Origin of the sequence: Campylobacter concisus (assembly GCF_002914005.1) — a bacterium.
In the GTDB taxonomy this organism is placed as follows: domain Bacteria; phylum Campylobacterota; class Campylobacteria; order Campylobacterales; family Campylobacteraceae; genus Campylobacter_A; species Campylobacter_A concisus_N.
Genome location: NZ_POZU01000009.1, coordinates 23,532 through 32,730, shown reverse-complemented (window position 1 = coordinate 32,730; position 9,199 = coordinate 23,532). Strand labels below are relative to the sequence as shown.

Genomic DNA, 9,199 nt, shown 5'->3' with positions numbered 1-9,199 from the left:
ATATTCGCTATTAAAAATCAAAGGAAAAAAATGGTTTTAAAACGAGGAAAAAGCATTTTCAACATCCACCTAATAATTGGACTAATTGCGGCTATTCCGCTAATATTCATGACTCTTTCAGCACCATTTGCGTCTTATAGAGAAGAGATCAAAAGTGCGATAAATAAAAATTTTATAAACCTAGTTCCTAGTGAAAAAGAAAATTTAAGTTTAAATGAACTCCTAACTAAAGCAAAAAGTGAGATTCAATTTGATACGCTTGAAAGCTTACAAATAGGTGGAGCAAATGAAGCTTATCGTATAAGCATTACAAAGGATAAAAAGCAATTAAATTTCTTCATAGATCCAAGAAGTGGTGAGGTGATCAGCGAGGACTGGGGTGAGAAATTTCGTATCATTATCTTAAGTCTTCATAGAAATTTAGGTCTTGCCTTACTTGACAGTAAAGTACCAGCCAATATCGGCAAGCAAATAGTTGCCATTAGCTCTATCATCATGGCTCTGCTTGCTATCAGTGGTCTCATCCTCTACACACCGGCGATCAAGCGAAATTTCTTAAATTCACTAAAAATTAAACCAAAAGCAAAGGGCTACGCCTGCTTCTACAACCTTCACACCAGCCTTGGCACCTACGTAGCGATCTTACTTGTGGTGATGTCACTAACTGGACTTTACTGGTCTTATGGATGGGTCAGAAGCGGTGTAAATAGTATATTTTTTGACCTAAAAACAGCTCCAATGAAAAAAAGTCTACCACAATCAAATTTACTCCCAATAAACGACGAGAAATTTAAAGAGATCGAGGCTGCGAAGCAAATTTTTAAGGATAACGTCACACTAGAGCTAAAATCGCTCACGATAAACGTGCCTGAAAACAACCAAAGCACCTACACTATAAACTACGAAACAAGCGAGAGTCAAGTGGGCAAACTAAAGCTTGACGCTAGCGCTGGCAAGATCAAAGAGAATAAACTTGTTAGCAAAAGTGAAAGCATCCCAGAGGCAAAAAAGGCTGGTCGCAAAGTACTTAGCCTGCACACTGGAGAGATGTTTGGTGAGATTGGTCAGGTCGTCTTTGCCATCTCTTGTGTGATCGCAGTTTTACTAATAATAACTGGCTTTTTCATGACCATAAAAAGGACTAAGGCTCTAAATAAAAGTAAATTTTTACCTTGCTTTGGGTAAGATTTTGAGAAATTTTTACTACAAACAAGAGAGAAATTTATGAATAGAAAACGTATCTACAACCCAAGTTCAAATGAAAATTTGACCGACAGAAGAGTCTTTAACGGCAACCCACACGGCATTTTAAATTTCACCAAGGCAAAATACGAGTGGGCGTTAAAGCTTTGGGACCTCATGGAAGCAAACACTTGGTTTCCAAAAGAGGTCGACACCACAGACGACGTGCGTGACTACGCCTACAACCTCACGGAGGCTGAAAAGCGCATGTACGACCTCGTCTGGAGCCAGCTCATCTCGATGGATAGCTTTCAGACAAATAACCTAGCTGACAACATCAACCCTTACATCACCGCACCAGAGATTAACGCCGTGCTAAGCCGCCAAGCCTACGAAGAGGCAAACCACAGCAAGTCTTACGCTGTCATGGTCGAGGCGATCTGTGACAACACCGACCTCATCTACGAGATGGAGAAGCACGACGATGTCTTGCGTGAGAAAAACGACTACATCTCAAGTGTCTACGAGGAGCTTGCAGGAGAAGTGACTGACGAGAAGCTACTTCTTGCGATGGTTGCGAACCAAATTTTGGAGGGCATCTACTTTTATAGCGGCTTTACAGCGATCTACGCTCTAGCTCGCGCTGGCAAGATGCTAGGCTCAGCGCAGATGATACGCTTCATCCAACGCGACGAGATCACGCACCTGCTTTTGTTTCAAAACATGATAAATTCAGTCCGTAAAGAGAGACCCGACCTTTTCACGCCTGAGACTGAAGCGAAAATTTATGATATGTTTGAAAAAGCTGGAAATTTAGAGATCAAATGGGGCAAATACATCACCCAAAACCAAATAATGGGCTTTACCGACGATATCATCGAGCAGTACATCCACTATCTCATAGATCAACGTCTAGTTGCAATCGGCCTAAAACGCAAATACAACGTTGCTCATCCGATCAAATGGGTCGATGACTTTGCGAAATTTAACGACCAAAAGTCAAATTTCTTTGAAGCAAAGGTGACAAACTACAGCAAGGGAAGTATCAGCTTTGATGACTTTTAAAAATGGCGTCTTAGCCCTTGCTTGCGTGCTTTTTGTGGGGTGTGCGAGCAGTAGCAGCCAGAGGGCGATTGACATAACAAATAAGGATCTATTAAATAGTTTTAACCCTTACATACTTGTCAAAACAGACGAAACCAAATATGCCATCATCTACCAAAGCATGCCAGCTGGCGATATCCAGCCAAGCCTTGCGCCTATTGGGTCGGCTCTTTTTGTCGATGTTTTAAAGCAGATAAATAGGGTATGTAACTTTAAATCCGCCGACCTAAAAGAGACTAGAGTGGTATATTTTGACGATAAAACCTCGTTTTCGTATGAAGTCTGGGTCTTTAACGACCCGCTTTCAGAGCGTGATAACAAGACTACGGCCATAACAGTTTTGCTAAAGCCAACGCCTGAAATTGGCGGGACGGATATGGATTTTAGAATTCCGGAAAATTGCCATGCGCCAAAGCAAACTATATTTGTATTTGGAAAATAAATGAGCGAAAATTTAAACCTAATAAGCCTAACTTTAAAGGCAAAAAATGCAACAGATCGCCTAGAAGAGCTTGCAACTTTAGTTGAGGCTGCGCCTGAAAACTCACTCATTCTTGCAAGCGAGCTTTGCATAAGTGGATATGATTTCGACGGCTTTTTCGCAGGGGCAAACAAAGCAATGCTTGGTGGCATGATAGGCAGCTTTGATGCAATGCTGCTTGAACGCTTGCAAGAGGCGCTTAGCCCAGATAAATTTCTTGGTTTTACGCACCTTAGTAGCCTAAATAAAAGTGCTGGCCTTGCTAAAATTTCAAATCTAAATCCGCACCAGCCAAAAATTTATAACCAATTTTTGCTTCTTAACTCAAATAATGTCTTTCATTCACAATTTAAAGCCGAACTTTTTAGGCCAAATTTAGAGCATGAAATTTTTGCCGCTGGCGATGTGAGCGATATAAATGCATTTGATTTTAGAGGGCTAAAGCTTGGGGTGCTAATCTGTTTTGAACTACGCGATAGCAAGCTTTGGGCAAAGCTAAAAGGATGTGACATCATCATGGTACCTGCCATGTGGGGTAAGGCCAGAGAGGATGCCTACCTTAGCCTTTGTAAGGCGCTTGCCATTGTAAACAACTGCTACGTCATGATCTCAAGCTCACTTGCATTAGAAGTTGCTGGAGTATTTTTACCAAATGGCACACTTGTTAAAGAGACGATATTTGATGCAAATTTAATAAAAGAGATCAAGACAAATTTAGGGATTTTATAAATTTTAAGATAAGCTTTAAATCGTATAATAACGATTTAATTTTTATTTAGGATATAAATTTTGACTCAACTAGAAGCGATAAAATGCCAAAATTTGGCTAGCGATATAGCCGACGAGATCATGCTAAGTCCGCTTTTATTTGATGCGATATCAACAACCGAGCGCGAAATTTTTGTACCAATCACTGCACATGCTTACAAGCTTGATGCGCAGCCAATCATTGGTAACCAGTGGATCAGCTCGCCGCTAACGGTAGCAAAGATGACGATGGCACTAGAGTGCGAAAATATGGATAACATCCTAGAGATAGGCTGCGGCAGTGGCTATCAAGCAGCTATTTTAAGCAAACTTGCACATAGAATTTTTAGCGTCGAACGTATAGAAAAGCTAGCCATGGAGGCAAAAAAACGCTTCGAGGCACTAAAAATAAAGAACGTACATGTAAGATATGATGACGGCAACAATGGCTGGCGAAGCTACGCACCATTTGATCGTATCTTGCTCTCGGCAGCTGCTGATGAGATCTCACCAAATTTATTTAAGCAGCTTAAAAATGGTGGAATTTTAGTAGCTCCAATGAAAAAAGATGGCAAGCAATTTATCGCTAAATTTAAAAAAGATAAAGATGGAAATTTAGAAAAAGAGTACTTAGATGAGTGCCTTTTTGTGCCACTTCTTGAGGGTAGAGAGTAGCTCAAAATAAGGCAAAGCCTAAGCCTTGCCTAAATGTTAGAATTTATAAGTATAGCCTGTATAAATTCCTATAGTCGTATCTCTTAGCTGAGCTCCGCTATTTTTCTTATAAAAAGTCTTATCAGCTTTTAAGCCAAACTCGATCGCGTTATGTTCATCAAATGAGTAGATGCCGCCCGCTTTTGCGCCAACTAGCAAGCCTTTGAAATTTTTCTTACTTGTTTCGTTATTAAATCTCTCTCTAACGCTCAAGTAGCCAAGACCTGTGTATCCGCCAAGAACGGCTTTAAAATTTTCAGTGATGCTTGGCGTATAATCAACACCGCCTAAAAATTTATGCTTACTCCATTTTGCATCTGATTCACCAGCATTTTTCCTAGCTTTAAAGTCATAATAATAACCACCATAAGCTCTATAGCTGTCAAAATCATAACCGCCATAAAAGCCAAGACCATAGTGACCTTTTTTGAAGTTATTTTTCTCACTACTTGCTATGTTTTTTGTTTTGATTTTTGAGTTAAACGAATAATCACCTTCACCACCAACAAATGCACCTTGAGCTAGTGCTGCTGAGCTTACCAAAGCTAGAATCAAGCTTGATTTTACAAGTAAATTTTTCATACCTCTCCTTTAAAAAATTTCTGAGATTTTTACATCTAAGCTTTTAATCTATATAAAATTCAAATTTAATAAAGCCCCATTTTAATCATCCTTTGGCTTTAAAATTTAATAAGAAATTTTATACCAAGTGCCAATTTATTACTAATGGTAAATATAGTAAACGTGGGTATTGTTAAGAATATAAGAGTAAAAATACTTAAATTTAGCATAGCTTTAGGGCAAATCCTAAGCCCACAGCCATGCCAAATTTATTAAGTTACGCCCTAAAAATGCATCTTAAATTTCGCCCAAAAGCTTCTGCCCGGCTCATAAAGCCTCGTGCCGTTCGGGATAGTCTCATAGCCTGCGATACCGCCGCCGTAGCCGCCTTTTGAGTTATGATAGGCGTATTTGGCGTCGTTTAAATTTTCCGCCGCTAGCAAAAATTGATAATTTTTATATTTATAGCCCGCGCTTAGCCCCAGCGTCCAAAAGCTATCGCTCTTGCCCAGGTCCATGCCGCCCACGTCGCCGTAGCCTTTTTGCGCGCGGTTTTGCGACGCGTTAGCGTAGAAGTCGGCTTTGACGAACCAGTCTGGCTTTTCTAGACCGGCGCTTAGTTTAAACGTTAGAGGAGAAACCTTAGGCAATGCGTCACCGTCTTTTAAGCCGCCCGCTTTTTTAGTCACCTTGCCGTAGACGTAGGATACGCCGGCACCCAGTCTAAATATATCGGCCAGTAGCGTATCGCCCTCGATCTCGCCGCCGTATAGTAAAGCATCGGTATTAAATACGTTTGATGACATGCCCATAGGACTATATTTTATCATTATGTAATCATCCATCTTAGAGACAAAGAAATTTGCGTTTAGTTCGTAGTTTTTATCTTTTAGCACGGCGCCAAAGTCTAGTTGCGTGTTTCTTTCTTTATTTAGCTTAAGATTATCGTCTTTACTCGTTTCCCAGTGATCTGGCAACCTTTGTGCGTGGCCTAGTCCTGCGTAGAGCGTTAAATTTTGCAGATATTTTTCGTATCTAAAAAAGCCTGAGAATAAATTTTCTTTTCTGCTCTTATGCGTTTTAACAGTTTTCTCTCGCCCGCGTCCAGCCTAAGTCCGCCAAAAAGCCCGTAGTCGTTTTCAAGAACGTATTCGTTTTGAGTGTATATAGTTTTATACGTTACCTTGCGCTCTTTTACGTGGGGCTTTGATACGGCGGAGTCCATTTCGGCTTTAGATACGCCCGCCATACCGCTTCCTGCGCCTCGCCATTTAAACGTATCTTGAGAATATCCCATGCCGATGAAGCTGGTTAGATTATCGAAATTTAACTCGCCTTCTAGCTTAAAGCCGTACATATCGCATATCGGGTGACTGATGCTATATCCCTTGCCGCGCCCCGTGCCAGGCACCACCGGACGCATGGTGAAGTTGTCCATTATGTGATCGATTTGATGATAGTACGAGCTTAGCCTGATCTTGTGCTCGCCAACGTCTTGTTCAAATTTTAGTCCGAAAGACTTGCGGTCAAACTGCACGCCGTCTCTCATCCTATCGGCATACGCCGCTTCGCCATCGCCTAGATCCACGCTTAACTGTAAGGCCGTAGTATCTGTGGGCGTTAGCGTACCCACGAGTGAGACGCTGTTGCGTTTATAGTGCGTATGCATTTTCTGTCCGTCGCCACTTTTATAATCGCCGCTCTGGTAGTGTCCGCCAGAAATTTCCAAGCTACCTAGCTCGTTGCCCGCCGCTACGTCCGCGGCAGTTTCAAATCTTCTAAAACTACCGCCCAGCACGCTTACGTTTCCTCCGAAGCTCGGTTTAGATAGCCTTGCTATCTCTCTATCGAAAAATATACCGCCGCTAATGAGCGCGCCGTATCTTACGTCTTGCGGACCTTTTACGATGCGAACCGAGCTGTAGTTTTGCGCCGAGATGTAAGTGATGGGCGTATCCATGCGCATACCGCAACCGCCGTTTAGCGTGCTACCGTCGATTAATACCGGCAGTCTGGCCGCCGTCTGCGAACGATAATAAACCTCGCTGCCGCCTCCGCCCTTGCGCTCCATCGTAAAGCCGCTCAAATTTAAAAGCGATTTAGCGATGTCGCCGTTTTCTAGTATCGCACCTTTGCCCACTATTTGAGCCTTTGTCGGTTCGTCAAGAATGGACTTTTGTATCTTTGCAGAAACGGCAACCGGAGCCAAGTCTATCGTTTCTTCAGCACCAAGCATTAAATTTGGTACTAGAGCAAATGCTAAAACGTAAGAAATTTTCATGTTTAGTCCTATGAAATTAATATTTAAAATTAAAATTAAAGCAAAAATGAACTTAAATAAAGTATAAATATTTATATAACATTAATTTTACAATACAGAAATTTTACTCAAATAATATTATTTTAGTCGGACTGCATTAAATATATAAAGAAACGATTTTGGTGAATTAAAACCGAAGCAATCTCGGTTTTATTAAAAATTTTAGCATTATAAAACCGAGATAAAAATTTATAAAATCTCTTTTATGAGTAGTTGTGGAGTAACAAGTCCGCGGAATGAATTTTTTGATATACAAAAGATAATATCTATCATCTCGCCAACTCTAGCGTGTTTCGTAAAGTTAAAAAATAGAGCCTCAAGTGTTTTGTTGTCTTTTTGCAAGATTAGTTTTAAGTGATTTTGATCTCTACCTATAAGTCTTTCGTTTTTAACAAGAGCATTTTTTATCTTAAAGACTGGGCGTGGATTCTTCTGTCCATACGGCTCATAAAATTCTAAAATTTCAAGCAGCTCAAAGTCTATCTCGCTTGGCATTATATCGCCAAGTAGCTCGTCTGAGCTTTTGCAATCTTGCATATTTAGGCATGAGCAACTTTTATTTATTGCTTCTTTAAATTTCACCAAATTTTCAGGCGCAAGTGTAAGTCCAGCCGCTCCTTTGTGACCGCCGTAGCTTGTTAGTAAATTTTCGTGGCTTGCTATGAGAGATAAGATATCAAGCTTACCAATGCTTCTAGCACTACCTTTTGCACGGCCTTTATCGATGCTAAAGACGATAGCTGGCTTTGCAAAGTGCTTTGCTAGGCGGCTAGCTACGATGCCTATCACACCCTCATGCCACTGCTCACCCCAAGTGATAATGACTTCATCATCTTCTTTTACGTCCTTTAGCGAGCATTCAAAGAGTTGGCGCTCTTCCTCTTTTCTGGAGTTGTTAAATTCGATAATGGTATCAAGGTAGTTGTAAGCCTCTTCGATGCTCTTTGCACGCAAAAAGTCAAATGAATTCATCGCATCGTCCATGCGCCCAGCTGAATTTATAAGTGGGGCTATAAGAAAGCTAATATCATCACACTCAAATTTTTCCTTACCATAAAACTCTTTTATAGCGTGAAATGCGGAACGCTTAGACGCATTTAGCTTACAAATGCCAAGACGAACAAGCATTCTATTCATATCTCTTAGCTCCATCATATCGGCGATTATCGCGATAGCTAAAAGCTCTAGAAATTTGCTCATATCGTAATTTAGCCCAAAAACATCCTTTAACGCTCCGACCAAATACCAAGCGACCTCAGCGCCACAAATTTCAATATTTGGGAAGTTGCAGTCTTCTTGTTTTGGGTTAATGATCGCATAAGCTTCTGGGAGAACAGCTGGAGGCATGTGATGATCAGTAATAATAAGATCGATACCTTTTTCTTTACAGATAATGGCCGCATCGTTTGCAGAGATACCGTTATCAACGGTGATAATCAAGCTTACATCAGCTGAGAGTTCGTCTATTATCTCAGGATTTAGCCCATATCCGTCTTTAAATCTATTTGGAATTTTTACTAGGTAGTCTTTTACGCCAAGATCATCAAAAAACTCAGCTAAAATCACGCTCGAAACAACACCATCAACATCATAATCGCCTACAATGGCTATGCGCTCGTTTTTCTCGATCGCTTCTTTTATACGGTTGGCACCCTTATAGATATCTTTTAAGGCACTTGGTGTTGGAATTTCACTAAGTTTTTTGTGAACGTCGTTACAAAATCTATGTGCTAGTAAATTCCTTATATCCTCTTTATTTAGCATGGTTTTGGCAAGAATTTTTGAATAACTTGCCAACTTTATTTAATGCCACTTGTTCACTTAAATTTATACCCATATTGCCAAAAATTTGGCTATAAAAATACTTATTTTTCATCGCAATCTTTCGTCTTTATTTTGAATGCTTGGATTATATCTTTTTGAAATTTAATTTCTTATAATTTTAAATGAAAGTAAGATTTTAGGGCTCATGGCAAGCTTAAAAGCTTTGTTAAATTGATAGTCTTTACAAATTTGGCACACCAAAAATGGTAAGTATTAGCAAAATTTATACAATCAAATTTATAAATTTTTAAATGGCTTATGCTAGA

The 9,199-nt window shown here is 40.2% G+C and carries 9 protein-coding genes; 5 read left to right on the top strand and 4 right to left on the bottom strand.

The window, feature by feature from the left end; genetic code table 11:
• Positions 1 to 30: 30 nt before the first annotated feature.
• Genes CYP54_RS00935 through CYP54_RS00915 form a run of 5 tightly spaced genes read left to right on the top strand, consistent with a single transcriptional unit; the run spans position 31 to position 4,189 of the window.
• Positions 31 to 1,185: a PepSY-associated TM helix domain-containing protein gene (locus CYP54_RS00935; protein WP_103603834.1), complete on the top strand. Its 1,155-nt coding sequence runs from the start codon at positions 31 to 33 to the stop codon at positions 1,183 to 1,185.
• A 39-nt stretch (positions 1,186 to 1,224) separates the two neighbouring features.
• Positions 1,225 to 2,247, top strand: a complete 1,023-nt coding sequence (locus CYP54_RS00930; RefSeq protein WP_009494790.1) for a ribonucleotide-diphosphate reductase subunit beta — start codon at positions 1,225 to 1,227, stop codon at positions 2,245 to 2,247.
• Positions 2,237 to 2,728, top strand: a complete 492-nt coding sequence (locus tag CYP54_RS00925; protein WP_103603833.1) for a hypothetical protein — start codon at positions 2,237 to 2,239, stop codon at positions 2,726 to 2,728. The genes CYP54_RS00930 and CYP54_RS00925 overlap by 11 nt, the downstream gene beginning before the upstream one ends.
• Positions 2,729 to 3,496, top strand: coding sequence for a carbon-nitrogen hydrolase family protein (locus tag CYP54_RS00920; RefSeq protein ID WP_103603832.1), 768 nt, complete (start codon positions 2,729 to 2,731; stop codon positions 3,494 to 3,496). It begins immediately after the preceding gene.
• 60 nt (positions 3,497 to 3,556) lie between these two features.
• Complete coding sequence (locus CYP54_RS00915; RefSeq protein ID WP_103603831.1) at positions 3,557 to 4,189, top strand: protein-L-isoaspartate(D-aspartate) O-methyltransferase; 633 nt, start codon at positions 3,557 to 3,559, stop codon at positions 4,187 to 4,189.
• A 36-nt stretch (positions 4,190 to 4,225) separates the two neighbouring features.
• Here CYP54_RS00915 and CYP54_RS00910 read toward each other — a convergent pair whose 3' ends face one another.
• From CYP54_RS00910 to recJ, 4 genes are all read right to left on the bottom strand, one after another.
• Positions 4,226 to 4,810 (bottom strand): hypothetical protein, encoded by a 585-nt coding sequence (locus CYP54_RS00910; protein ID WP_072595254.1) that lies wholly within the window; start codon positions 4,808 to 4,810, stop codon positions 4,226 to 4,228.
• Positions 4,811 to 5,073: 263 nt separating this feature from the next.
• A complete protein-coding gene (locus tag CYP54_RS09785; protein ID WP_181001485.1) occupies positions 5,074 to 5,811 on the bottom strand; it encodes a TonB-dependent receptor domain-containing protein in 738 nt (245 codons plus the stop codon).
• Positions 5,799 to 7,070 (bottom strand): TonB-dependent receptor plug domain-containing protein, encoded by a 1,272-nt coding sequence (locus CYP54_RS09780; protein WP_181001483.1) that lies wholly within the window; start codon positions 7,068 to 7,070, stop codon positions 5,799 to 5,801. The genes CYP54_RS09785 and CYP54_RS09780 overlap by 13 nt, the downstream gene beginning before the upstream one ends.
• A gap of 228 nt (positions 7,071 to 7,298) precedes the next feature.
• The gene (recJ, locus tag CYP54_RS00900) at positions 7,299 to 8,873 is read right to left on the bottom strand and encodes a single-stranded-DNA-specific exonuclease RecJ (RefSeq protein WP_103603830.1); all 1,575 of its coding nucleotides are present in this window, start codon (positions 8,871 to 8,873) and stop codon (positions 7,299 to 7,301) included.
• Positions 8,874 to 9,199 lie beyond the last annotated feature (326 nt).

Bases quoted from the DNA above. Each gene is read 5' to 3' on its own strand.
- CYP54_RS00935 (WP_103603834.1), top strand. From the start codon at position 31: ATGGTTTTAAAACGAGGAAAAAGCATTTTCAACATCCACCTAATAATT.
- CYP54_RS00930 (WP_009494790.1), top strand. From the start codon at position 1,225: ATGAATAGAAAACGTATCTACAACCCAAGTTCAAATGAAAATTTGACC.
- CYP54_RS00925 (WP_103603833.1), top strand. From the start codon at position 2,237: ATGACTTTTAAAAATGGCGTCTTAGCCCTTGCTTGCGTGCTTTTTGTG.
- CYP54_RS00920 (WP_103603832.1), top strand. From the start codon at position 2,729: ATGAGCGAAAATTTAAACCTAATAAGCCTAACTTTAAAGGCAAAAAAT.
- CYP54_RS00910 (WP_072595254.1), bottom strand. From the start codon at position 4,810: ATGAAAAATTTACTTGTAAAATCAAGCTTGATTCTAGCTTTGGTAAGC.
- CYP54_RS09780 (WP_181001483.1), bottom strand. From the start codon at position 7,070: ATGAAAATTTCTTACGTTTTAGCATTTGCTCTAGTACCAAATTTAATG.
- recJ (WP_103603830.1), bottom strand. From the start codon at position 8,873: ATGCTAAATAAAGAGGATATAAGGAATTTACTAGCACATAGATTTTGT.